22 protein-coding genes are annotated in these 23,602 nt (G+C 50.9%); 17 read left to right on the top strand and 5 right to left on the bottom strand.

Annotation, left to right across the window (positions count from 1 at the left end):
* Window positions 1-132 precede the first annotated feature (132 nt).
* A complete protein-coding gene (locus E7Z62_08200; protein MBE6523082.1) occupies window positions 133-531 on the top strand; it encodes a (deoxy)nucleoside triphosphate pyrophosphohydrolase in 399 nt (132 codons plus the stop codon).
* Window positions 524-3,370: a DUF3427 domain-containing protein gene (locus tag E7Z62_08195; protein ID MBE6523081.1), complete on the top strand. Its 2,847-nt coding sequence runs from the start codon at window positions 524-526 to the stop codon at window positions 3,368-3,370. The genes E7Z62_08200 and E7Z62_08195 overlap by 8 nt, the downstream gene beginning before the upstream one ends.
* Before the next feature lie 2 nt (window positions 3,371-3,372).
* Here E7Z62_08195 and E7Z62_08190 read toward each other — a convergent pair whose 3' ends face one another.
* Window positions 3,373-4,119: a hypothetical protein gene (locus E7Z62_08190; GenBank protein ID MBE6523080.1), complete on the bottom strand. Its 747-nt coding sequence runs from the start codon at window positions 4,117-4,119 to the stop codon at window positions 3,373-3,375.
* 103 nt (window positions 4,120-4,222) lie between these two features.
* Here E7Z62_08190 and E7Z62_08185 point away from each other — a divergent pair, with 103 nt between their 5' ends.
* The 6 genes from E7Z62_08185 (at window position 4,223) to E7Z62_08160 (ending at window position 10,242) form a co-directional block, all read left to right on the top strand.
* Complete coding sequence (locus tag E7Z62_08185) at window positions 4,223-5,017, top strand: PD-(D/E)XK nuclease family protein (GenBank protein MBE6523079.1); 795 nt, start codon at window positions 4,223-4,225, stop codon at window positions 5,015-5,017.
* A complete protein-coding gene (locus E7Z62_08180) occupies window positions 5,014-5,451 on the top strand; it encodes a PIN domain-containing protein (GenBank protein MBE6523078.1) in 438 nt (145 codons plus the stop codon). Before E7Z62_08185 ends, E7Z62_08180 begins: the two co-directional genes overlap by 4 nt.
* Window position 5,452: 1 nt before the next feature.
* Window positions 5,453-5,695, top strand: a complete 243-nt coding sequence (locus E7Z62_08175) for a hypothetical protein (GenBank protein MBE6523077.1) — start codon at window positions 5,453-5,455, stop codon at window positions 5,693-5,695.
* A gap of 223 nt (window positions 5,696-5,918) precedes the next feature.
* Window positions 5,919-7,190: a hypothetical protein gene (locus E7Z62_08170; GenBank protein MBE6523076.1), complete on the top strand. Its 1,272-nt coding sequence runs from the start codon at window positions 5,919-5,921 to the stop codon at window positions 7,188-7,190.
* A 104-nt stretch (window positions 7,191-7,294) separates the two neighbouring features.
* Entirely contained in the window at window positions 7,295-8,515 is a 1,221-nt protein-coding gene (locus tag E7Z62_08165) for an ATP-binding protein (GenBank protein MBE6523075.1), read from the top strand.
* A 149-nt stretch (window positions 8,516-8,664) separates the two neighbouring features.
* The gene (locus tag E7Z62_08160; protein ID MBE6523074.1) at window positions 8,665-10,242 is read left to right on the top strand and encodes an MFS transporter; all 1,578 of its coding nucleotides are present in this window, start codon (window positions 8,665-8,667) and stop codon (window positions 10,240-10,242) included.
* A gap of 23 nt (window positions 10,243-10,265) precedes the next feature.
* On the opposite strand, the gene E7Z62_08155 is transcribed toward E7Z62_08160, so the two are convergent.
* Window positions 10,266-10,667, bottom strand: coding sequence for a hypothetical protein (locus tag E7Z62_08155; GenBank protein MBE6523073.1), 402 nt, complete (start codon window positions 10,665-10,667; stop codon window positions 10,266-10,268).
* A 119-nt stretch (window positions 10,668-10,786) separates the two neighbouring features.
* Here E7Z62_08155 and E7Z62_08150 point away from each other — a divergent pair, with 119 nt between their 5' ends.
* The 4 genes from E7Z62_08150 to E7Z62_08135 all read left to right on the top strand — a co-directional run bounded on the left by E7Z62_08150 (window position 10,787) and on the right by E7Z62_08135 (window position 15,668).
* The gene (locus tag E7Z62_08150; GenBank protein ID MBE6523072.1) at window positions 10,787-11,743 is read left to right on the top strand and encodes an MBL fold metallo-hydrolase; all 957 of its coding nucleotides are present in this window, start codon (window positions 10,787-10,789) and stop codon (window positions 11,741-11,743) included.
* 241 nt (window positions 11,744-11,984) lie between these two features.
* Entirely contained in the window at window positions 11,985-12,866 is an 882-nt protein-coding gene (locus tag E7Z62_08145) for a Fic family protein (GenBank protein ID MBE6523071.1), read from the top strand.
* Between the two features lie 121 nt (window positions 12,867-12,987).
* On the top strand, window positions 12,988-13,518 hold the full coding sequence (locus tag E7Z62_08140) for an ArsR family transcriptional regulator (GenBank protein ID MBE6523070.1): 531 nt from the start codon (window positions 12,988-12,990) through the stop codon (window positions 13,516-13,518).
* Window positions 13,519-13,520: 2 nt separating this feature from the next.
* Window positions 13,521-15,668, top strand: coding sequence for an AAA family ATPase (locus E7Z62_08135; GenBank protein MBE6523069.1), 2,148 nt, complete (start codon window positions 13,521-13,523; stop codon window positions 15,666-15,668).
* A 60-nt stretch (window positions 15,669-15,728) separates the two neighbouring features.
* Here E7Z62_08135 and E7Z62_08130 read toward each other — a convergent pair whose 3' ends face one another.
* Window positions 15,729-16,337: a hypothetical protein gene (locus E7Z62_08130; protein ID MBE6523068.1), complete on the bottom strand. Its 609-nt coding sequence runs from the start codon at window positions 16,335-16,337 to the stop codon at window positions 15,729-15,731.
* A 374-nt stretch (window positions 16,338-16,711) separates the two neighbouring features.
* Here E7Z62_08130 and E7Z62_08125 point away from each other — a divergent pair, with 374 nt between their 5' ends.
* The 4 genes from E7Z62_08125 to E7Z62_08110 all read left to right on the top strand — a co-directional run bounded on the left by E7Z62_08125 (window position 16,712) and on the right by E7Z62_08110 (window position 20,962).
* Window positions 16,712-18,181, top strand: coding sequence for an AAA family ATPase (locus E7Z62_08125; protein MBE6523067.1), 1,470 nt, complete (start codon window positions 16,712-16,714; stop codon window positions 18,179-18,181).
* A gap of 62 nt (window positions 18,182-18,243) precedes the next feature.
* Window positions 18,244-19,188 (top strand): transcriptional regulator, encoded by a 945-nt coding sequence (locus E7Z62_08120; protein MBE6523066.1) that lies wholly within the window; start codon window positions 18,244-18,246, stop codon window positions 19,186-19,188.
* A complete protein-coding gene (locus E7Z62_08115) occupies window positions 19,185-19,799 on the top strand; it encodes a hypothetical protein (GenBank protein MBE6523065.1) in 615 nt (204 codons plus the stop codon). Before E7Z62_08120 ends, E7Z62_08115 begins: the two co-directional genes overlap by 4 nt.
* On the top strand, window positions 19,799-20,962 hold the full coding sequence (locus E7Z62_08110; GenBank protein ID MBE6523064.1) for a CPBP family intramembrane metalloprotease: 1,164 nt from the start codon (window positions 19,799-19,801) through the stop codon (window positions 20,960-20,962). Before E7Z62_08115 ends, E7Z62_08110 begins: the two co-directional genes overlap by 1 nt.
* Here the strand turns inward: E7Z62_08110 and E7Z62_08105 are convergent.
* On the bottom strand, window positions 20,929-21,690 hold the full coding sequence (locus tag E7Z62_08105; GenBank protein ID MBE6523063.1) for a sugar phosphate isomerase/epimerase: 762 nt from the start codon (window positions 21,688-21,690) through the stop codon (window positions 20,929-20,931). The two genes, E7Z62_08110 and E7Z62_08105, sit on opposite strands and share 34 nt — an antisense overlap.
* The gene (locus E7Z62_08100) at window positions 21,687-22,073 is read right to left on the bottom strand and encodes a hypothetical protein (protein ID MBE6523062.1); all 387 of its coding nucleotides are present in this window, start codon (window positions 22,071-22,073) and stop codon (window positions 21,687-21,689) included. Before E7Z62_08100 ends, E7Z62_08105 begins: the two co-directional genes overlap by 4 nt.
* 76 nt (window positions 22,074-22,149) lie before the next feature.
* Here E7Z62_08100 and E7Z62_08095 point away from each other — a divergent pair, with 76 nt between their 5' ends.
* Window positions 22,150-23,580, top strand: a complete 1,431-nt coding sequence (locus E7Z62_08095) for a DNA-directed DNA polymerase II small subunit (GenBank protein MBE6523061.1) — start codon at window positions 22,150-22,152, stop codon at window positions 23,578-23,580.
* Window positions 23,581-23,602 lie beyond the last annotated feature (22 nt).

Genomic DNA, 23,602 nt, shown 5'->3' with positions numbered 1-23,602 from the left:
CCTGCCGAGGCAGAGCTTCGGTCATAGCCAGGGCTACGCCTGTTCGGTTTTTTGAGAGCGAGGTGTAGAAGTCACGATTCTAAAAAAGTGTGATCACACTTCTAAAATCTTAGAAGCCACATTCTTACCTCGATGGTAGAAGTATCGGCCGGGATCATCATACATGATTCCAAGATCCTGTGTTTCCAAAAGGGGGTGGCGAAATACCCCTATCTCTCCCATAAATGGGAGTTCCCTGGAGGGAAGGTGGAAATGGGGGAGGACCCAAAGGATACCATCATCAGAGAGTTGTCCGAAGAGCTAAAGATGGACATCTCTCATCAGAGGATCGAGTATCTGTGCGATACGGAGTACGATTATCCGGATTTCCATCTCTTGATGCATTCATTTTTGATCTTCGTAGATGATCCGCAATTCACATTGACCGAGCACATTTCTTCGAAATGGTGCACAATCGGAGAATTGAAAGAAATCGATTGGGCTGAAGCTGATAAGGCTGTTGCAAAAGCGATTGAGGAATACTATGCCTGAGGAATATTCTCTGAACCTTAGTACTGGTGAGGTAACAACCGATGGGAATCCTTCGATTCCAGCCCTGGTCTACAACGACAGTCCTACAAAGTCCGTTTTCTCCGCGATCAACAGAGAACTGAGGAAATGCAAATCGTTCGAATTCTCGGTAGCGTTCATCACAGATAGTGGAATCACACCATTCTGCCATTTCCTCAAGAATCATCCTGATGTGGTCGGAAGGATCATCACGACCGATTATCTTCAATTCAGCGAACCCAAGGCACTAAAGAAACTCTTGGAATTGAAGAATGTGGAGTGTCGCGTATACACTAAGGCCGCTTTCCACACAAAGGGATATCTCTTCCATAACGACGAGGGATCCTCACTGATAATCGGCAGCTCTAACATAACGAACACTGCACTTTTCTACAACAAAGAATGGAATGTCAACATCACCTCCGGAGATGAGGATAATCAGATAATAGAACAGACCGAGAAAGAATTCAACAAGATGTGGTCAGAATCTGAAATCATGGATCTGGAATGGGTGGAAGATTACGAATCCAGATATGATTTCGATAATCCAAGAAGGATAGAATCCATCGATCTTCCGATCATCAAACAGATAGAACCCAATGCGATGCAGAAGGAAGCCTTAAAGCAATTGAGCAACGTAAGACAGGCCGGCTCCAAGAAAGCTCTGATAGTTTCTGCTACCGGTACAGGAAAAACGTATCTCTCTGCTTTCGACATCAAGAACTTCGGTGCGAAGAAGGTGTTGTTTCTTGTCCACAGGGAGCAGATATTGGATTCCGCAATAGCTACATTCAAAAGACTGTTCAAAAACGAATTTAGCATGGGCAAGATATCGGGAACTAAGAAAGATTTCGATGCCGATTTCATCTTCTCGACAACACAGTCGATGACAAAAGAAACTACACTCAATCATTTTTCTTCGGACCATTTTGATTACATAGTTTGTGACGAGGCACATCATTCAATTTCTCCCCATTACAAGAAGATCATAGACCACTTCAAACCTAAGTTCATGCTAGGCATGACCGCGACTCCGGAGAGGATGGACAAGATGGACATCTTCGAACTTTTCGATCATGTTATCGCATACGAAATACGCCTACAAGATGCCCTTAGCGCGGACCTACTTTGCCCGTTCCACTACTACGGAATTTCAGACATCGTTGTCGACGACAAACCACTTGACGAGAACTCGGATTTCAACCTTCTGACCTCTGATGAGAGGGTCAAGCACATTATGACTCAAGCAGAGTACTATGGATATGCTGGTCAAAGGGTCAAAGGGTTGATCTTCTGCAGAGATAAGAAAGAAGGACAGACCCTTTCCAACGAATTCAACAAGAGAGGATGGAGAACACTATTCGTATGCGACAAGACTACTGAAAAGGAACGCGAGATTGCGATTCACAGATTGGAAATGGATGAGGGTGAAGATTCATTAGACTACCTAATTACCATCGACATTTTCAACGAAGGAATAGACATCAAATCCATCAATCAGATAATCATGCTTAGGCCTACACAATCAATTACGATTTTCATTCAACAACTAGGTCGCGGTCTAAGAAAAACTGCATTGGACGATACAGTGAAACCCTATCTTACGGTTCTAGATTTCATCGGCAATTACGATAACAATTACATGATCATGATGGCCTTGTCCGGAGACAACTCGATGAACAAGGATCATCTCCGTAAACGCCTGATGACCGACCCGATCACAGGTTCATCGATCATACAATTCGACAGGATATCGGAAGAGAAAATATATGATTCCATAAACAAAGCTAAGAATATTTCATATCTGATAAAATCGCAATATGTTACGCTTTCGAATATGCTCGGATTCCCTCCAAATCTATGCTATTTAGAATCTCACGATAAGATCGATCCTGCAGTTATAATCAAAAATTATGATAATCTATACAAATTCAGAAAGACTCTGAAATTGATCGATTACGATTTATCAAACGAGCAGAATGAGCTCCTGAAAAATCTTTCAAAAATACTGATTCCGGGAAAACGCGCCCACGAGAACATCATGTTAAGATCACTCTTAGAAAAAGGAATCACAACGAAAGAAGAATTTGTAAAACAGTTGAAAGAATGCTATCCAGTCATATCTGATTCTGATTACGAATCATGCATTTCAGTGATCTCCGGTAACTTCTACGGAAAAGAAAACGGAATTATCGAAATCAAAAACAATTCAGTGTGTTTGAAAGATTCATTCAGAGGAAATCTTGAGAACGAACAATTCAAAGAATATGTAGAAGACGCTGTTTTATGCAGTAGACAGATCTATCTCAGGAAATACTCTTCAAACAATTCCGACAGATTTGTTCTATACGAAAAATATTCGAGAGAAGATGTTTGCAAATTGCTCAATTGGCCCAAGAGCATCACACCTTTGAACATAGGCGGATACATTATTCAGGGGCAGACCTGTCCTATTTTCGTCACCTATCACAAAAGTGAGAACATCAGTTCTACAATTAATTACGAGGATCATTTCATCAACAGAGGGAAAATAAGTTGGATGACGAAGAATGGACGCAGACTCGATAGCAAAGAAGTCAAGAAACTGATAGATCAGGATCTGCAAAGATATCTGTTCGTTATGAAAAGTGATAATGAAGACGCAACCTTCTACTACTTAGGAAAAATCGATCCTGTAATCAAAGAAATGAAGGAAATGATCATGCGCGATGCCGATAAGAGCGTGGTCAATATCCCGATGACTCTCAGAGTACCTGTCGAAGAAAGATTGTATCAATATCTCATCGAAGGAAGTATCACCAAACAGAAGAATTCAGAATAAAATCAACCTATGTTTTTGCAAAACTTCTCAATTCTCTTATTTCTTCTATCAACGAAATCCAGATTCGAATTAATCCACCTCAGATATTCATCGACATCCTTCGGGAACGGATCCGTCTCGAACAATTCAGTATCCAACCACATCCTCACTTTCGAATAGTCATTAGATACGCAATCCTGCAGGAAGAAGAAATCGACATAGCCCTTGAAATCGACGAACAGGTCGAAGAACCCCCTGTCCTGCTCCAAACACCATGAGATGGGCGATTCCTCTCCTTCGTAGAATCTGCGGATGCATTCCAACGTCAGATCCCATCTGTCGATTATTGCCCTGTTGCTCCCGCGGATCTGATTGATGCTGTTCCTGTGCTTCGGGAAGATGATCGCACCGCCTATGGTGTAAAACCTGCGGATCATCGATTCCATCCATGACCTGTAATCGTCCATCGAATCACTGACCTCATCGATCAGGGATCTGCACCTCTCATACCTGAAACCGGTCGTTATGGAATCGCTTGCGAACCTCATCCCATCCCAATTCAGATAATCGCTGCCGTACCCTTCCTTCAGATCCATGACCTGCCCGTTGGGGAGCTCCCTGCTCCAAAGGATGCGATGATAGTTGCGTAGCATAGGGCTGCAGGAATCGGGATCGCTGCCGCAGTATCCTAGTCCGCCCTTCCTCTCCCAGAACCCATCCCAGAAACCGGGAGAATCGGTGGTGAAATCGAAGGTCGTATCGATGAGCATAGCGAACCGTAATCCATCTCAGCCGATTTAGATTATCAGGAAGTCCAATAACAAACATAACAGCCAGCCGTTATTATACTCTCGATGCATCCCATCCTTGCACATGACCAACTACTCCAACTCCAAGCTCTCCCAGTTCGAAAACTGCAGGTTCGCCTACGACCTGCATTACAACAAGGGATACGACTCCCCGTACGAATCCATAGAGGCCTTCCTGGGCTCCAGGGTGCATGAGACCCTGGAGAAGCTCTACAGAGACCTGGAGGACGACAGGATAGACACCTTGGATGAGCTGCTGGACTTCTACGACAGGAACTGGGACGAGAAATGGCACGACGAGGTGTTCAACTCCTCCGACAAGGACGACTGGACCCACCATGACGACGGTATCGTGTGCATCACAGATTACTACAACAGGTACCATCCCTTCGACCAGTACGCCACCGCCGGGATCGAGACCGACGAGAAGCTCACGCTCCCCGACGGGAACACATGGTCGGTGAGGATGGACAGGTTCGCCTTCAGGGGCGACACCTTCTACATCATCGATTACAAGACCGGGAACAGGATGAAATCCCAATACGACGCGGACACCGACAGGCAGCTCGCCATGTACGCCGCATGGGTCAGGGACAAGTACGGAATGAACAAGAAGGTCAAGCTGGTCTGGCACATGCTGAAATTCGATAAGGAGGTCGTGTCCGAGAGGACCAACATGGAACTGCTCAGAACGGTCGACAAGGTGGTCAGGGAGATAGAGGAGATCGAGCATTGCAAGAATTGGCCCCCGCATCCCTCGAGGCTCTGCGACTGGTGCGTCTACAGGCACATGTGCCCATTGTTTGGAAAAGAAAACGTAACCCTTGGTTACGATAAAGAAGAGGATGTGAATCTATGAGGATCTATCTTGATAGCTGTTGCTATAACCGCCCGTATGATGATCAAAACCAACCACGTATCCATCTAGAAGCGACAGCCAAGATGGCAATTCAGAATGAAATCAAGAATGGCAGGCACGAATTAGTGACCTCAGTCATTTTGGACTATGAAAATGAAAGGAATCCAGATTCTATTCCGGCTGAGAATATCAGACTCTTTATGGAAACTTACAGCAACATATACATAGGCAATGATGAAAGGAACAATCTAAAAACGCTCAGAGACGAAATCATGTCAAAAGGAATCAAATACGCAGATGCCTCGCATATCGCGTGTGCAATCCATGCTAGATGCGACTGCTTAATAACCACAGACGATCGTATGTTACACTTTGTAGATAAAAGGATTAAAATTATAACGCCCGTGGACTTTATTAACAACGAGGGGGAATGAAATGAATTCTGCCGATGAAGAATACACAGTAGATGAGATGTACAAGCTCGGGATGGATTGTCTGGTTGACAAATTCGGCATCGTCAATACTGAAAAATTCATCACCGCAGTCAGATCCAGGAATCCGGATTATACAGAGTGGAGGCGGCAGATGTACGAAGGCATGACTGTAGAAGAATTCGATGCCTCCGTTGATGATTTCGCAAAAAGCCACGGTAAAGAAAAGAGTAAGTCCAAAGACTGACATTCCTCAATTACTCAATTTCTGTAATCATCGCGTCTACAGGCACATGTGCCCCTTGTTCGATAATGAGAAAAGTTGCAAAATGTGTAATTAATTACCCTTGCAAACCCTGCAAAATGTGTAATTAAATCATACTGGATGTTCTTATCCTATGGTTGGGTTTGAATCGAGCGTCCGTTTGATATATCCACGAACACGCTACACTGTCACGGAGGTACATCGCATGTCCGATACCATAGAGCACAAGTGCCCGAGCTGCGGGGCGACAGTAACGTTCGATGCCTGTTCGCAGAAGGTGGTATGCGGATACTGCGGATGCAGTTACGATCCCTCCGATTTCATCCCTGCCGACAAGGATATCAAATTGGATGCCGGGAGCATCGAGCTCCCTATGAACGGCGGGGAGGAATGGTCCGATAAGGATGACGTCTCCGAATACCATTGCAACTCGTGCGGCGGGGAGGTCTACACGGAATCCACCACATCCGCCACCATATGCCCATTCTGCGGCAGCACCGTCATCCTGAAAGGTCGCCTCACGGGCTCCCTCATGCCCGACAAAGTGATCCCATTCAAGATCACGAAGGAAGAAGCGCTCAGGGACCTGGACGCCTTCATCAGGAAGAAGCACTTCGTCCAGAAGGGTTTCATCGACGACAGGGAACTGGAGGAATCCAAGGGACTGTATGTCCCTTTCTGGGTATACGACCTTGAGCTGGATGCGGACCTCGAATACACTTGCATGAAGGAGAAGGTCCTGGTCCCGGGAAAGAACAGCGATGTGGTCGAACAGAGGTTCTTCAAGGTCACCAGACAGGGTTCGATATCCTTCGATAAGGTTCCTGCGGACGGTTCCTCGAAGATGCCCGACGACCTCATGGAATCACTCGAACCGTTCGATTCTGGGGAATCGGTGGATTTCACAACGGCATACCTTTCAGGTTACATCGCTGACAAGTACGACATAACCCAAGAGGATGTGGCTCCTAGGATCAAGCAGCGCGTAAGCGAGGAGACCGACGACAGGTTCAGGAAGACCATAGAGGGGTACGACAGGATCAGCATGAGCGAATCCTCCATTAACGCTGAGAAGTCCGAGGTGGACTACGTCCTGTATCCGGTCTGGCTTTTCAACCTCAGATGGAACGACCAGAAGTTCACCTTCGCCGTGAACGGTCAGACGGGGAAGATCGCAGGGAATCTCCCTCCCAACAAGGGAAGGATCCTCATCACCAGCCTGCTGTTCTTCGCCATCTTGATGGCGGGTGCCTGGCTGCTCTTCAGCCCCGGCGCCCCCGTGGACGAGATCATCGACGCGATGACCTTCTCCACCATAATCTGCGGTATATTCGCAGGCACTCTGTACAGCATGCTGCTGGCCTCGCTCAAATCGGTCGAGAGGAAGCACGGTTCGGAGGACTACTACCGCGAAGGGAGCATGAACATCAGCGGCCGTAGCGAGGAGTTCCTCTACAAGAAGATCACTACCAGATGATTATGTAAAGTGTACTTTACAAAATTTTACTGGTTTAAATATCCTGTTAAGTATACTTTACAATTTTGAAACGATATAAAAACCTGTAAAGTATACTTTACATTATGAGCAGCGCAGACTGGCCCCTCATACCGAGGGAACACTATCTGGAGAAGATGAGGTCGGTGAAGGATGCACCCTTCATCAAAGCGATAGTCGGACTGCGCAGGAGCGGTAAATCGAAACTGATGGAATTGTTCAGGGACGAACTGGTCGACTCAGGTGTCGATGACAGACACATACTTATGATCAATTTCGAACTGGAGGACGATTGGATACCCAAGGACCGCGAATCGCTGAACTCGTATGTCGCCTCCAACGTCGAGATCGGCAAGGGCACCTACATCTTCTTCGACGAGATACAGAACGTGGACGGCTGGGAATCCACCGTGAGGTCGTTATACGATAAGGGATGCGACATATACGTCACAGGATCCAATTCCAAACTGCTGTCATCCGAACTGTCGACGAAACTCTCAGGAAGAGCCGTGGAGATCCGCGTAGCCCCCCTAGTCTTCTCCGAATATGTCGTGTTCAGGAAGGACAGTGGACTGAGCACTGATAGATTGTTCAACGATTACATCCGTCACGGAGGGCTGCCTGCCGTGGCGCTGTCCGAGGACAACCGCTCCGCAGCATTGATCCCGGAGATGTTGGCAGGGGCATACAACACCGTGTTCCTCAAGGATGTCGTGGAAAGGCACAGCATAAGGAATCCCGCAACCCTAAGCAATCTGATGAAATTCGTCATGCGCAACATAGGGGACAGGACGTCGTCGCGCAAGGCGGCCAACTACATGACCAGCGCGGGGTCCAAGATCTCCCATGTGACGGTGGACGAATATCTGGGCTATCTGAACGAGGCCTACCTCGCTCTAAGATCGAAGCGCATGGACTCCAAGACATCGGAATACCTTTCCACATCGGATAAGTTCTACGCGCAGGACCTGGGGATCAGGAACCATGTGACGCCATACAGGCCAAAGGACATTGACGGGCTCCTGGAGAATGTCGTCTACAATGAACTCATATACAGGTTCGGAGAGGTATGCATCTGTTCCGTTAACGATCTGGAAGTGGATTTCCTAACAGACCCCAAGAACAACCCCCAGTACTTCCAGGTGAGCATGTCGATAGCTGACCCGAAGACCCTGGAAAGGGAGATCAGACCGTTCAGGGAACTGAAAGATAACTACCCTAAGACCCTGATAGTCTACGAAAGATATCCTCTTAATGAGATCGAGGGCGTGAGGGTTGTCAATCTTTTTGACTGGCTTCTGGAATGACAGAACGATCGTTTTTCTTCACTTTTCGTCGACACAGCCGCAAGTTGAGTAATCAACTCTAAATACAAGTCCTCAATAAGGCGGTAAGTGGATGACCGATGGCCATAGAACAGATTACTTACAAGAACATAAACCCCAAGACGCGTAACATGATCATGCTGGGATTGATCCTGGCCATGCTCACGGCATGTTTCGACGGTACCATAGTCGGTACATGCGGACCTGTCATCGTGCAGGATCTCCAGGGTTCATCATTATACTCCTGGATGATCACGATCTATCTCCTCTGCGAGACTGTGATGATCCCGATCGCCGGAAAGCTCTCCGACCTGTACGGAAGGAAGCCTCTGTTCTTGGTAGGTCTCACACTGTTCACACTCGGTTCCATCGCCGCCGGTTTCTCCAGCAGCATGGAGATGTTCATCATCTGCCGTGCCGTCCAGGGTCTCGGAGGAGGTATCCTAATCCCTGTGGCGACAGCTGCCGTCGCAGATCTCTACGCCCCCCGCGACAGGGGAAGAATGCAGGGACTGCTTGGAGCCGTCTTCGGTGTCGGAAGCGGTGTCGGTCCCCTTATCGGCGGATACATCACCGATTATTTCTCATGGCATTGGGTGTTCTTCATCAACATCCCCCTCGCCATAGCAGCATTCGTTCTCACGCTCAAGAAGTTCCCCACACCCACACAGGAGGAGAAACCCGTCATCGATTACATCGGAATGGTCCTCCTGTCCGCGTTCCTGATTGACGTCCTCCTGCTCTTTCAGTGGGGAGGCAACGACTTCGAGTGGGTCAGCCTCGAGACCGGAGCCATGACCGCTCTGGCCCTGATCCTCATCGGATTGTTCGTCATCGCCGAGAGACGTGCGAAGGAACCCATCCTCGCTCCCTCGCTGATCCACAACAAGGTCGTAGTACTTGCGTCGATTTTCATGTTCATCTTCGGATTGGGAATGATGGGAGCCATGACCTACTCCTCCATGTTCGCCGTCACCATACTCATGGACGGGAACACGCTGAAGGCGGCCGAATACTCCTTGGCGATGGTCGCGGGAATGGCCATCACCGCCATGGTCAGCGGACGTTTCCTCAACAAGACCGGATACAGGCCCTGGCTGATCGTCGGGCCCATCGTAACGGCGTCATCCATGTACATGATGTCGCAGCTGACCCTTGACTCCACCCTCACATACTACGCGATATGCCTGTTCCTCCTCGGACTAGGTCTCGGATGCATGATGGGTACCGTCATGACGGCTGTCCAGAACAGTTCTACGGTGAAGGAGATGGGAATGACGACATCATCCGTGAACGTCATCCGTTCCATTGGTGCGACCATCGGTACCGCGGTCTTCGCGGTTCTCATCAGCAGCAAGATCACTCAGGAGCTCATGGACAACCTCAGCCCCCTGGTATTTGACAACGTTCCCCACAGCACCGGTGTCCTCGATGCCCTGGGCATGGCAGCGGCCAGGATCGCACAGGGAATCGGTACGGAGATCGATTACGCCATCGTCAGCGAGGCACAGCAGATCATGCTGTCCTTCGCCAACAGCGTGGACTTCTCATTCTTCTGCGGAATGTTCATCATCCTCCTGCAGGTCATCGTCGGTATCTTCTTCACCGTGAGGCCCCCGCAGACAGACAACACCGTCCTCCAGATGTCCGGAGAGGAATACGAGGCGATGAAGGCACAGCTCGACAGAGAAGAGAACAAGAAGGAATGAGGGGCACAGCCCCCTTCCGGCCTTCAAAACCTTTTCCTCAGATTTATCACACCTGTCCGCTGGGCGCAAGCGGACATCTCCGAGAATCCCATACCGCGGCAGACACTGTTGTAGGAATCCTTGGGATCCAATGCCTGGATCACGACTCCTGACGCACCTTGGAACTGGGCATAGGATATGACTGCCGACAGGAGCCTCTGGATTGTCCCCTCGGGAGCATCGTCGAGAACATAGAGGATGCCGACCTTGTATTCGTCCCCCTTGTCATAGCAGATCATCCCTAAGGGCTCACTGCAATCGGCGGCGATGAGGATACCGTCATAATCGAATGATACACTGACCTCTGGACCGCATTCCTCACGATATCTGGCGAATATGGAATCCATCAATCCCTGCTCGCTCCTGCCGTCGACGAACTCTATCATAACAGCGGAAAATCGTAGCTGACGATGATAATACATTCTGAGGATAGCAGCAAAAATAAAAGACGAATAATCCCGCAAAACGCTAATAACGGACAAACCGGTGACATGACGTGAATGTCATGAAGATCAGTGCAGTGAAACTATACGAGAACGGATTCATGAATCAGCCCTTCGCCTTCGGAGGCGAGGAGGGCCCCGACAAGTTCGACCCTTCGGTAAGATACCGCTCCAGTCTCCAGAACTACGTGATCGATACCGGTTCTGAGGTCATCCTGGTCGATACAGGGATGCCCGACGGTGTGCCGGATGCGGTTCCCGACGACAAGACACCAATCTACATGGGAACACGCATCGAGGACTACCTGGATGCGCTGAAGAGGGTCGGATACGCCCCGTCCGATGTCTCACGCATACTGATCACCCACAAGCATGACGACCACACAGGGATGATTTCCGCATTCCCCAACGCCAAGGTCTACATCGCACCGGAGGACGCGGATGCATTAGAACTGAAAGGGGATAACATCATCAGGCTCGACTTCTCGGACGGACCCTACCACGAGTTCCCCGCATCCCAGAAGATCACCGATAACATCTACATGCTCAAGGCCAAGGGTCATACAAATGGGAACAGCCTGATCATCGCCGAGGACAGGGACCTGTTCTACATGTTCCATGGGGACATCACATACACCGACGAGGCGCTCTACGCCGACAAGCTCTCTGTGGTCTACGAGGATGTCAAGGCGGCAAGGGAGACACTCAACAACGTACGTGCGTTCATCAGGAAGCATCCCACCATCTACCTGTCCACCCACACCCCTCTCGGATACGAGAACCTGGAGGACCTGAGGGTGGTCGACCTGGACAATCCTCCCGAATCGATCCCGGTGGGAGAGATAGTCTACCGTTCAGCGACAGGGAAGTACATCTGCGGGGTATGCGGATTCGTGTACGACCCCGAGAAAGGGGACCCGACACAGGGCATCCCTCCCGGAACGCCGTTCTCGGAGCTCCCGGACGATTGGCATTGCCCCAGGTGCAAGAGGGAGAAGTCCAACTTCAACCCTGCCTGAACAGGGCATAAACTTCAATGGGAGCAGCGCTCCCTAAACTCCTTTTAATCCATTTCTTTGTCCGAATAAATGTCTGAATAAATGTCTGAATAAAATCCATTAATAATGAACGCCAGCAATATCTTATAACCTATATTGATATATCAGGACAAGTGATATAGTGTGCGGCTATCAACCCAAATTCACCGTCTCTTCAAAGAGCATCAATCTGATATCAGAGATATCCGCGCTAGTCACGAAAATGGACTATCACTCCCTGAATCGCAATCTGAAACTCAGAAAAAAGAACAGAGTGAGATCGATACAGTCCTCTCTCCAGATCGAAGCAAATTCCATGACCGTGGAGCAAGTCACGGACATCATGAACGGAAAGAAGGTATTGGGGCCTCCCAGGAATATCAAGGAGGTCAAGAATGCCATCGAAGCATACAAATTGCTCCCAGAACTCGACCCCTATTCAATCAAAGACCTGCTCAGAACCCACGGCATAATGATGGCTGATCTCACAGATCAATCGGGAATGTTCAGAACCGTAGGAGTCAACGTGGTCAACAGCAGCACAGGCGAGGTGATCCACTATGCACCCCATCCGGACTACGTCCCCAGGTTCATAGAGGAATTGATGCAGTGGGCATCAACATCCGAGGACCATCCACTGATCGTCAGTTGTGTCTTCCACCATGAATTCGAATACATCCATCCTTTCACGGATGGCAACGGAAGAACCGGCAGGCTATGGCAGAATCTGATCCTATCCAAATGGAACCCTGTCTTCGAATGGATACCTGTAGAATCAGCCATCAGGGACCGTCAGTCAGAGTATTACAGGTGCATCAGGGAAGCGACCGACCTCAATGATACCTCGGTATTCATTGATTTCATGCTCGAATCGATCAAGGAATCATTGCAGAAAACAATGAAAGATTCAGCAGACAGCCTTCGCTCAAAGATCCTCTCCATGGTTAAGGGAGGAAAGTATACGACAGCGGCAGAAGCGGCGGAAAAACTCGGAGTCTCTGAGAAAACCATCGAACGTGAGATAGCAATGCTGAGGGACGAGGGCGTCATCGTAAGAGAGGGTTCTAACAAAACAGGCTCTTGGAAGGTTGTCCGCCGTCGTTGACCGATTATAACCGTCCACTCCTGCTGCGACGGTTCTTCTAGATCATAATTAGGTAAGTTTTTATAGAAGTTCTGTTCTATCAACAACTAGTGAACCAACGGTTAACAACCGAGTGATCCATATGACGGACATAGACGAACTGCTATCGATAATCGAGAACCCCACTAGAAGGAGGATCCTCAAATACCTCACGAGAGAACCGAGCTATCCGCTCCAGCTCTCCAAGGAACTAGGTATCAGCCAACAGGCCGTCATGAAGAATCTGGCACTGATGGAGCAGACAGGGATGCTCATGAGTCATCCCGAGGAGAGCAGCATGGGCCCGACCAGGACTGTGTACGCCCCCAGCAGGCAGTTCACGCTCATGATAGACCTGCATGACAACATGTTCACCACCCGCCTCATATCGACGGGATACGCGGACAGCAGGGAATCATCCTCCATCGACGCCGATGCTGCGATCGCTAGGCTGAAGGAGCTTGATTCGAAGATAGACGAATTGGACAGGGAACGCGCATCGCTCCTGGACGAGAGGAATTCCGTGATGAATTCGCTCAACAGCGCCATAAGGAACGAGCAGGACCCCGCCCGCAGGAAGGAGCTGTACTCACAGCTCGACGAGATGATCAAAGATAATCAGAAGGAGGTCTGAAGATGGTAAACGAGAAAGCGATCAAGGTCGCAGAACTGAAGCCCGGTGAGTCCGGGAGGGGAATCGCAAGATTGGATTCCGAGCTCATGGGGGTCCTCGGCATCAAGAACGGGGACATCATACAGATAGACGGTTCCAAGAAGACCGCCGTAAAGGTCCTCGACGGATATCCGGAGGATGCGAACAGGGGAATCATCAGACTCGACAACATCACAAGGAAGAACGCCGGAGTGACCTCGGACGACCGCGTATCGGTCAAGAAGATCACCGTGAACGGTGCGGAGAAGATCACGTTCGCACCCTCGGGAGAACTGAGGCTGCAGGGCGGAGAGGAGCATCTCAAACAGATCTTCCAAGGCCTAGTCCTGTCCAAAGGGGATGTCCTCCCGGTCAACGTCATGGGTAACAAGATGGCCTTCGTGGTGAAATCATTCACCCCCACTGGCACAGCCACCATGATCACCGCCGACACCAAGGTCAAGATCACCAACAAACCCGCCGACGACGGCGGTATCCCCAACGTGTCCTACGACGACCTCGGAGGTCTCGGCGACGCGGTGAGGAAGGTCAAGGAGATGGTCGAGCTGCCGCTCAAGCACCCCGAGCTCTTCAAGAGGCTGGGCATCGAACCTCCGAAAGGAGTGCTGCTCCACGGACCGCCGGGAACCGGTAAGACCATGCTAGCGAAGGCTGTCGCAGGTGAGACAAGCAGCAACTTCATGTCCATCGGAGGCCCGGAGATCGTCAGCAAGTTCTACGGAGAGTCCGAGGGCAAGCTGAGGGAGATATTCAAGGAGGCCGAGGAGAACTCACCCAGTATCATCTTCATCGACGAGATCGATTCCATCGCCCCCAAGAGGGACGAGGTCAGCGGAGAGGAGGAAAGGCGTATCGTCGCCCAGCTGCTCTCTCTGATGGACGGTCTGAACTCCAGAGGTAAAGTGGTGGTCATCGGAGCCACCAACAGGCCCAACGCAATCGACGAGGCACTCAGGAGGCCCGGAAGGTTCGATAGGGAGATCGAGATCGGAATCCCTGACAGGGACGGAAGGCTGGAGATCCTGCAGATCCACACCAGGGGAATGCCTCTGGACAAGGACGTGGACCTCGAATGGCTCGCTGACAAGACTCACGGTTACGCAGGTGCGGATATATCCGCTCTGACCAAAGAGGCCGCTATGACGGCTCTCAGAAGGGTCCTGAAGGACGATGTGGAGGCGGAGAACACCCCCATCGAGGTGCTGAACAGCATCGTGGTCACCAAGGAGGACTTCAAGAACGCTCTCAAGGACATGCAGCCCTCCACCATGAGGGAGGTCCTGATCGAGAAGCCCAACGTCAAGTGGGAGGACATCGGAGCCTTGGAGGAGGCGAAACAGGAGCTCAAGGAGGCCGTTGAATGGCCTCTGAAGTTCGGAAAGGTCTTCGAGCACATGAACGCAAGGCCTCCGAAGGGGATCCTGCTCTACGGGCCTCCGGGTACCGGTAAGACCCTGTTGGCCAAGGCGGTTGCGACCGAATCGGAGGCGAACTTCATCTCCGTCAAGGGGCCGGAGTTCCTCAACAAATGGGTCGGGGAATCCGAGAAGGCCGTCAGGGAGACGTTCAGGAAGGCCAGGCAGGCATCGCCCTGCGTGATATTCATGGACGAGATCGATTCCATAGCGCCCGAGAGGGGTACTGGGAGCGACAGCAACGTCACTGAGAGGGTGATCTCGCAGATGCTCACGGAGATGGACGGACTGGAGGGGCTGAGCGACGTGGTCGTGATAGCAGCCACCAACAGACCCGACATCATGGATCCGGCTCTCCTGAGGCCCGGAAGGTTCGACAAGTCGATCTACATAGGACCCCCAGACGAGGCTTCGAGGAAATCCATATTCGGCATCCACACCAAGAGCAAGCCTCTGGCGGACGACGTCAGTCTCGATGACCTCGCCCAGCGTACCGAGGGCTGCACCGGTGCCGATATCTCCGCGATATGCAACGAAGCGGTGATGAACGCCGTGAGAGGACTGGTGAAGCCCGGTAAGGTCCCGACCGACGAGGAGATCAAAGAATGCAAGGTCTCCATGGCGGACTTCGAGAAGGCCCTGGACAAATACGGTCCGAAATCGAGGCAGAAACTGAGCGACTACAACGGTCAGTGAAACTCTAAAAAAAAGTGGAAGGGGGTAACCCCTTCCTAAATCATTTTTTGATGTGTATGATCAGTTGGTGACCCCTACCATCTTGGAGCTCTTGAGGACCAAGTTCACAGAAACCTTTCCCAGCTCCTTGAGATCGTAGTTCGCATCTACCTTCATCAGGATACCTTTGTTACAGTCGAGATAAGCTGAGACCTTTATGGTCGATCCAGACTCAGAATATGAGAACTCGTACTTGTCGCATTTGATGTCGCCGAAAGCGGTACCCTTCAGGACCTCTGTCCCGGTCTTCTTGAGTCCGATATCCTTCCCGGTCTGCTCTTTGATCTGCTTGTTCAAATCATCGATAGAGGGAGCGATCTTCTCAGAGATCTCTTTCCAGCTCATGGTCTCGATTTCTTTCTCTTCACCATCGTTGACCTCGACCTCGTAGGTTCCGTCGGCATTGACTGCCTTGATAGTGATGGGCGTATCCTCATCTATTACTATCTCTCCCATGTTGCCCGACACGTGCATGACATGGCTGTCACCAACCGAGAACTTCTGCTTGATTTCGATGTGATTGTCGTCCTTCGCAGGGTCGCTGTTGTTGTTCACGTAGGCAAATGCTGCCACTGCAGCAAGGGCCACAACAACGACAACTATGATTCCTATCATAACTTTCTTGTCCATTGGATTCCTCCTTCTGACTGGACTTCGAACTGTGTTGAGGTTATTTATACTGAAGGGCCAGACCAGCGCTGGACTGCTTTACCAGGAAATCAACAAAACGGATCGCGTCCAACATGGCCATTCTGAAAAGGTTTCAACTGGTAGAAGTTGTATGAAGGAATCCATCGTGAAAGAATGATCCAGACACATTTTTTGAGGCCAAAGGATACCTTTTCATCGAAAGGGGACTGACGGACAACTGTCGACCGCTATTCAACTTAATCGATAGAGATGCTAGATTCATACCTATGAATCCAATAACATAAGTTGATAACATAAGTTGATAACATAAGTTAATAACATAAGTTTATTACTTAAGTTGTCTATACGAAAACATGGCATTCCCGATAGATATACAATCCCTCATCGAAGGCAGACTGATAGAAGGGGCCAGATTAGAATTCAAGAAAAACTGGAACCCGGAACGCACCCTCCATTCCATCTGTGCATTTGCCAACGATATCGACGATTGGGGAGGCGGATACATAGTCTTAGGTATAGACGATGAGAACGGGAATCAGATAAGCGGAATAGATCCTTCCTCGGTCGATAGGATTCAGAAGGAACTCATCAACATATCTAACCTCATAAAACCGCGTTACTATCCGATATCGGACAACGTCAGATACAAGGACAAAGTCCTCCTTGTGATCTGGGTTCCTGCAGGCATGGAAAGGCCATACAGCTGTCCTATCAGACTAAATAAGGATGGGAATACAAAAGAACGTGCATACTACATCAGGAAAGCATCCTCAACTGTTCAATCCGGACCTACCGAAGAGAGGGAACTGTTCAGCCGCGCATCGACCACGCCGTTCGATGATCAGGGTAACGACCATGCTGCCTTAGATGATATCAAAACCGAACTGGTTTCATCGTTTTTGTATGATATCGGCAGCAGCATGTTTAATCAACTGGATGCCATGGATCACATCACGGCCCTAAGACAAATGGATCTCGTAAGAGGCCTCCCTGAGGACCCGCATCCCGCCAACGTAGGCTTATTGTTCTTCAACAGGGACCCGGAAAAGTTCTTCAGATGTGCAAGGATAGAGGTCGCAGAAATTCCGGATCCGGCGGGAGACAGTCTGAGCGAGAGGACGTTCACCGGCCCCTTGCCAGCACAGATCAGAGACTGCCTTACCTATGTGAAGAATTATCTGATCTCTGAGAAGATCTACAAAGTACAGGACAAGGCGGAGGCGATCCGGTTCTATAACTACCCGTTCCAGGCGCTGGAAGAGGGGCTGATCAATGCCGTGTTCCATAAGGACTACAGAATCCCGGAACCTGTGACAATGGTATCCTACAGAGATCGTATCGAAATAACCAGCTGTCCTGGGCCCGATCGCTCGATATCGGACAGCGACATATCCTCGATGACTATGATCTCACGCCACCAGACCAACCGCCGCATCGGAGATTATCTCAAAGAACTGCATCTGTCTGAAGGACGCAACACGGGGATACCTAAGATCAAAAGGGCGATGGAGATGAACGGAAACCCGCCAGCAAGAATACTGACCGACGAAGCCCGCAGTTATTGTACGTTGATACTGCCGATCCATCCAGATTTTTTGAAGGAGACGGAAAAGGACAGCTACAACGAAGAGGATCGGATAGAGTCCCTTATCAGGGCAAAAGGCTGTCTGGCGATGAAGGACATCTGCACAAATCTTGGATATTCTGGTGTGAACAAAAGAGTCTCCGACGTAATTAAGAGAATGATATCCGAAGGCAGACTGGAGTACCTGTATCCGGATAAGCCGCGGAACCCGAAACAGAGGATCTGTCTGAAGAGATGATAGTCGGAGATTCGCCGAGTCCGCTAACATCTATTTATAGAAGTGAAAACACTCTTTCACCCATGGACAGACTAGGACTTATCAACACAACACGTGCCATCCTAGCGAAGGCGGGTTTCGATGTCTCGTCCGCACTGACGCTCAGAGGAATCTGCTTCGATATAGTGGCCCGCAGGGACCAACAGGTATTGATAGTGAAGGTACTGAGCAACATAGACGCCTTCTCCAAGGACAACGCCGAGGAGATGAAGGTCCTGGCGGAATCGCTGGGAGCCACCCCACTGGTCACCGGGGAGCGTTCGAGCTCCGGTGCGTTGGAACCGGGGATCGTCTATTCAAGATTCAACATCTCCATCGTCTCCAACGAGACACTGGCGGATCTCCTACTTGAAGAGGCGCCGCCGTTCATATTCGCCGCGCCCGGCGGACTGTATGTCAGACTGGACAGCGAACTCCTTAAGGCAGCAAGGGAGGAGAGGGGCATCAGTTTAGGAGTCCTGGCGGAGACCGCAGGGGTATCACGGCGTACCATCCAGATGTACGAGTCCGGTATGGGCGCTATGATCGATGCGGCACTGCGCATGGAGGAGTTCCTGGAGCTCCCGATAATAGAGCCGATAGACCCGTTCACATTCAAGAGCGAGGAACGTCTGAAGGAGCAGCGCGAAACGCCTAGTTACGACGACTCCTTCGCACTCAAGCAGCTGTCCACATTGGGATTCACCGTCAGACCTGTCGTGAAGAGTCCTTTCGAAGCAGTCTCCAACAGCAGCAGCGCGGTCATGCTCACCAGCCTCGGATCCGATGACCAGAAGGTCATGGAGAGAGCGATAGTCGCATCAGAGCTCTCGAGGATAATGGACCGTTTCTCAGTCCTCATCGTGGAGAAGAAGCACGAGAGGGACAACATCAACTCCACTGCAGTCGTGTCCAACGAGGAGCTGAAGAAGATCGACGAACCAAACGAACTCACCAACCTGGTCGCCGAGAGGGGAACGAAGAGATGATCACGCTGGACATAAACGGATGCCAGGTCGACATCCTTCCGGTGGTCAACGGATTGGTATCGGAGGCGGACAGGGTCCGCCAGGAATTCTCGGAACATGAGGCCTATGCCGCGGCATTGAGCATCGAGGGCATACAGTGCCTGAAGAACAGGCGCAACATCGAGGAGGCATTCGACGTGAGCGAACTGGACATGGTCTACGCCGAGCACATGGAACGCTTCGGCGAGGTCGAGATACCGTCCCCCGCGATGTACACATTCATAGACCTGGTCGCCGAGAAGGGGCTGCTCTGCATCGCCCTGGATATGAACGATTCAGAGTTCACGGAGCTCTACGTGAACACCGTGGGCGTGATGGAGTTCGTAAGGGAGCACGGGGTGGCCAAGAAGGGGATGAAGAGGGTGTTCGACGGCAGCACCCCTGAGAAGCTGGCCAAACAGTGGGACGCCTTCGTCAACTCGCAATTGAAATCATACAGGATCCTTTCCGAAAAGAGAGAGGAACACATAGCAAATGAGATAAAAGACATCGCGAATTACAAGAAGAATCTGCTGGCGATCATCGAGGTTGAACGCTTGGATGGTGTGCTGGCAAGACTTGAGGCGATCTAATGGGATGCGACGAATGCGACAGGTGCAGAGCGATGGGATACAAGTTCTGCATAAGATGCGGCCAGAGCTTCGCAGAAGAGGCCGCCGTCCCCGTGCATACCGTCCAGAAGGAGGAAGGGCTGTTCAAGGAATCGGTCCTCAGACAGCTGGTGCTCCCTTCGATGATAATGATCTTCATCGGGATAATCGCGAGTGTAAGCGTCATGCTGCTGGACTTCAACGCCGTGATGAGCTTCATGGAGGAACAGACCGTTGACCTTTGGGTCTGGTTCGCCGGATTATTCAAGTTCTGCACGCTCACCGGTACCGGCTCGCAGGTATACTTCGTATTCCTGGCCGTGGTCGGCATTGCTTGCTGCCTCCTGGTCCTCTGGGATTCGAGGGAATTCTTCAAGCCCGGAGAGGGTTACTTCGACAGGACGGACAAGACGCCTCTGTTCTGGGTCGGACTCCTCGTAGGTTCGATCCTCGCTTTGGAACTCCTCATAAGCGTGTTCTTCAGCCTCATAGGGATGGGGATAGAGACTCCAGGAGGTCTGCTGGACCTAACGCTGGAAGAGGCCATTTACCTGTTCACCCAAGCGGCTGTCTGGGAGGAACTGGTGTTCCGTGTCCTCCTGTTCGGTCTGCCTGTAACGGTTGTCGCCCTGGCATGCGGGGAGAAGGGCGCACTGAGATACATCTTAGGAGGGTTCGGCGCAAGCAAACTGGCCATCACCTTCCTCGTATTCTCGGCGGTGCTGTTCGCATTCGCCCATGTCGATTCGTGGGGATTCGCGAAGTTCTTCACCGTCATACTGGGCGGATTCATGATGGGATACGTGTTCATGAGATTCGGACTGCATGCTGCCATCCTATGCCATCTGATCAACGATTTCATGATGGTCTGGTCCCTGGGGATCGGAGAGATATTTGCATCGCTGATGATCCTGGGGATCCTGGGATTCGGGATCCTCAACCTGCCTCTGCTGTTCAAGAAGACGTATAAGGGCCTCAAGAAGGTCAAGACACTGCCTCTCACAGGATTCGCAGTGGCCGCCGTGGACGTCCCCGCATCCGAGGAAGTACCTGAGGAATCTCCTGCAGAACCGCAGGAGTCTGCGGAATCCAGACTTATGGAGATCGAGGATCAGGACGACAGCCAAGGCCCCAAGACGGACTGAGATTCCGCGGCGGACTCGTAGGTCTTCGATTCTATCACGTAATTACGGTTGTAGAATCTGAGCCTGGGCATTATCGCGGAGAAGTCTATCGATCCCTTTCCGATCGTGAGATGCTCGTCCTTCTTTCCGCAATTGTCATGGATATGGATGTTCGTTATCCTGTCGCCGAAGGTGTCTATCATGGCATCGATCTGACCTGCGGTGTTCGCATGGCCTATATCGAAGCATATCCCCAGGTCGGTACCGTCGACTATCTCCTTCAGTTCGGAGGCCGTCCTGCCGAGGAAGAAGTACATGTCCGGCATGTTCTCTATTGCTAGTGAAACACCGTACTCGGACTGCGCCTTGTCGAGTTCCTTCATGGATTCCTTCGCATGTGCCAGATATCTGTATTCAATATCGTGTACCGACATCGATGAGAGCCCCGGATGGATCGTTGCCCGGTCTATTCCGAGCTTGTTCGCCGCCTTGATCGTGTCCAAGGTCTCCTTCATGGAGGCCTTCCTTACGGGATCGCAGATGGAGGCAATGTTTATGTCGCATATCGGGGCATGGACGGAATAATGGAGGTCGTAAGAGGGAAGCAGGTCCTTGAACTCCTTGTAGTTGCTGACGATGCTGTGGCTGGCCTCTGAGAAGATCTCCCACAGCTCGAAATTCCCGACTATCCTGTCGAGCCATTCCTTCGGAGGATCCGAGGAGAATGCGGTGCAGGATATCCCGATCAAATGCGGACCTCCTCTCCGTTGACCGTGACAGGAGCGACTATGTCTATCAGTCCCTCGATGTCATCGTCCTCTATGCAGACCTCTATCGCACCCAGAACGGGATTCTTGTCGGCGAAGGATACCTTTCCGACCGTTGCGACCTGTTTGTTCAGATTCACCCAGGTCTTGTCCCCGCGCCTGTTCTTCAGCATGACTCCCCTGGTGGCATCCAGGATCTTCTGCTTCCTGATCAGCTTGGAGAAGTGGTCGATGGTCGCCTTCCCTTTGAAACACGTCCCTTCATCCTCGAGTTCAGCATCTGGAAAGATATGGAGGATGGCTGCGGCCACCTTCTCGGGATCCTCGCTGGGATTCACCGGACAGGTTATGGTTACAGAGGTCATGCCGATGGCATCGGAATGGAGCATAAAAACACCTTGGCGAATCCTATAATATGTAAGTCCGCGATAAAGGCATCCTATGAGGGACGAGATACTTTCGGCCGCCACTAGCAAGGGGATTTTCTTCTCCCCCGATGCCATGGAGATGATACTCTCCAACGACAGGCCGATGGAGTTCGTCAACACCGTCTTCGCCCATCTGGCAAGGAACATGATGTTCGTGAACAAGCAGGACATCATGGACTGCATAGCGGGCGACAAGATACTCCACGAATCCCCCAAGGAGATCAAACCCAACAACAAGTTCACATCCGACCTCACGGTCGTGAAAGGAACCGACATCACCGGAGAATCAACCTGCGAGGGCAAGGTCAACGACTTCGCCAACTACTTCAAGGCCAGGTTCTACGTCATGAAGAGGCTGATCGAGAAGCGCAACGACTTCGGCAAGGCCATGTCCATAGAGAGGGCAAAGACCCTGGACAGAGAGGTCCGCATAATCGGTATGGTCTACGACAAGTCCACCACGAAGAACGGACACACCATCATCAGTCTGGAGGACGACACCGATATAGGAAAGGTATTCATCAGCAAGGATTCGCCCATCGCCAACGAGCTCTTCGTTACAGACGAGGTCATCGGCATAGTGGGAAAACCCAATTCCAGGATGGATATGATCATGGCGGAGAAGGTCGTCAGACCGGACATCCCCAAGTCGAACAAATGGGAACTCAGCGATTCCACCTCCAAGATAGCTTTCCTTTCGGACTGCCACGTTGGAAGCAGCACATTCCTGGTCCCGCAATGGGAGAGGATGACGAAATGGCTCAGGGAGCACGCGCTGGAGGAAGGAATCAACTATCTGGTCTTCCCCGGTGACGTCGTCGACGGGATCGGCGTGTTCCCCGATCAGGATAAAGAACTGGACATCCCAGACATCTACGAGCAATACGAGAAGCTGGCGGAATACCTGAAGGAGATACCCGACCACATCAAGATGGTCATACACCCCGGGAACCACGACGCTGCGCGTCCCGCAGAGCCCCAGCCTGCGCTGAATTCGGTTTTCACCAAGGGATTCGACTCCAACATCCTCATGCTGGGCAACCCGGTGTATCTTAACGTCGAAGGCAGGACCGTCCTCACATACCACGGGAAGAGCATCGATGACTGGGTGGCCGCGGTCCAGTATCTGACGTACGAGGACCCGCTGAGGGTCATGAAGGAGATGTGCATCAGACGCCATCTGGCGCCCATCTACGGTCAGAGGAATGCCCTCGCACCGGAGAAGAAGGACTACATGGCCATGGAGTACATCCCGGACATCTTCGTTTCAGGCCACGTACACGGTGCAGGCCAGCTGCAATACAACGGAGTCCGCCTGATCAATGCATCAACATGGCAGAGCCAAACCGAATACCAGAGGATGCACAACTTCAATCCCGACCCAGCTATAATGCCCGTAGTTGATCTAGGCAGCGGAAAGGTCGAGATGAGGGACTTCAACTGATCATCAATTCTTTATTGCAGAG

Source organism: Thermoplasmata archaeon, from assembly GCA_015063285.1.
Taxonomy (GTDB): domain Archaea; phylum Thermoplasmatota; class Thermoplasmata; order Methanomassiliicoccales; family Methanomethylophilaceae; genus Methanoprimaticola.
This window is presented reverse-complemented; position numbering and strand designations above follow the sequence as displayed.

Bases quoted from the DNA above. Each gene is read 5' to 3' on its own strand.
- E7Z62_08200 (MBE6523082.1), top strand. From the start codon at position 133: ATGGTAGAAGTATCGGCCGGGATCATCATACATGATTCCAAGATCCTG.
- E7Z62_08100 (MBE6523062.1), bottom strand. From the start codon at position 22,073: ATGACCTCTGTAACCATAACCTGTCCGGTGAATCCCAGCGAGGATCCC.
- E7Z62_08135 (MBE6523069.1), top strand. From the start codon at position 13,521: ATGGTAAACGAGAAAGCGATCAAGGTCGCAGAACTGAAGCCCGGTGAG.
- E7Z62_08175 (MBE6523077.1), top strand. From the start codon at position 5,453: ATGAATTCTGCCGATGAAGAATACACAGTAGATGAGATGTACAAGCTC.
- E7Z62_08185 (MBE6523079.1), top strand. From the start codon at position 4,223: ATGACCAACTACTCCAACTCCAAGCTCTCCCAGTTCGAAAACTGCAGG.
- E7Z62_08125 (MBE6523067.1), top strand. From the start codon at position 16,712: ATGGCATTCCCGATAGATATACAATCCCTCATCGAAGGCAGACTGATA.
- E7Z62_08170 (MBE6523076.1), top strand. From the start codon at position 5,919: ATGTCCGATACCATAGAGCACAAGTGCCCGAGCTGCGGGGCGACAGTA.
- E7Z62_08190 (MBE6523080.1), bottom strand. From the start codon at position 4,119: ATGCTCATCGATACGACCTTCGATTTCACCACCGATTCTCCCGGTTTC.
- E7Z62_08130 (MBE6523068.1), bottom strand. From the start codon at position 16,337: ATGGACAAGAAAGTTATGATAGGAATCATAGTTGTCGTTGTTGTGGCC.
- E7Z62_08110 (MBE6523064.1), top strand. From the start codon at position 19,799: ATGGGATGCGACGAATGCGACAGGTGCAGAGCGATGGGATACAAGTTC.
- E7Z62_08165 (MBE6523075.1), top strand. From the start codon at position 7,295: ATGAGCAGCGCAGACTGGCCCCTCATACCGAGGGAACACTATCTGGAG.
- E7Z62_08180 (MBE6523078.1), top strand. From the start codon at position 5,014: ATGAGGATCTATCTTGATAGCTGTTGCTATAACCGCCCGTATGATGAT.
- E7Z62_08140 (MBE6523070.1), top strand. From the start codon at position 12,988: ATGACGGACATAGACGAACTGCTATCGATAATCGAGAACCCCACTAGA.
- E7Z62_08150 (MBE6523072.1), top strand. From the start codon at position 10,787: ATGAAGATCAGTGCAGTGAAACTATACGAGAACGGATTCATGAATCAG.
- E7Z62_08195 (MBE6523081.1), top strand. From the start codon at position 524: ATGCCTGAGGAATATTCTCTGAACCTTAGTACTGGTGAGGTAACAACC.
- E7Z62_08115 (MBE6523065.1), top strand. From the start codon at position 19,185: ATGATCACGCTGGACATAAACGGATGCCAGGTCGACATCCTTCCGGTG.
- E7Z62_08155 (MBE6523073.1), bottom strand. From the start codon at position 10,667: ATGATAGAGTTCGTCGACGGCAGGAGCGAGCAGGGATTGATGGATTCC.
- E7Z62_08095 (MBE6523061.1), top strand. From the start codon at position 22,150: ATGAGGGACGAGATACTTTCGGCCGCCACTAGCAAGGGGATTTTCTTC.
- E7Z62_08120 (MBE6523066.1), top strand. From the start codon at position 18,244: ATGGACAGACTAGGACTTATCAACACAACACGTGCCATCCTAGCGAAG.
- E7Z62_08145 (MBE6523071.1), top strand. From the start codon at position 11,985: ATGGACTATCACTCCCTGAATCGCAATCTGAAACTCAGAAAAAAGAAC.
- E7Z62_08160 (MBE6523074.1), top strand. From the start codon at position 8,665: ATGATCATGCTGGGATTGATCCTGGCCATGCTCACGGCATGTTTCGAC.